Origin of the sequence: Caulobacter sp. 602-1 (genome assembly GCF_003931565.1) — a bacterium.
GTDB lineage: Bacteria > Pseudomonadota > Alphaproteobacteria > Caulobacterales > Caulobacteraceae > Caulobacter.
Genome location: NZ_RRYI01000096.1, coordinates 1 through 303, shown reverse-complemented (window position 1 = coordinate 303; position 303 = coordinate 1). Strand labels below are relative to the sequence as shown.

Annotated in this window: 1 protein-coding gene; it reads left to right on the top strand. The window is 65.3% G+C overall.

Going from position 1 to position 303, the window contains the following annotated elements; translation table 11 throughout:
- A partial coding sequence (locus EIK80_RS25395; RefSeq protein WP_199743639.1) for a beta-L-arabinofuranosidase domain-containing protein occupies positions 1-303 on the top strand: 303 nt, incomplete at both ends.

Here is a 303-nt window from a genome sequence, read left to right as displayed (position 1 = left end):
CCCGCACCATCTCGCGCCACATCACCAAGCAGACCTGCGAGAGCTGCAACACCTACAACATGCTGAAGCTGACCCGGCATCTCTATGGCTTGCGGCCCCGGGCGGCGCTGTTCGACTATTACGAGCGCGCGCACATCAACCACATCCTGGCCCATCAGGACCCGTCGACCGGCATGTTCGCCTACATGGTCCCGCTGATGTCGGGCTCGGCGCGCCGGTTCTCGCGGCCGTTCGACGGCTTCTGGTGCTGCGTCGGCTCGGGCATGGAAAGCCACGCCAAGCACGGCGACTCCATCTGGTGGC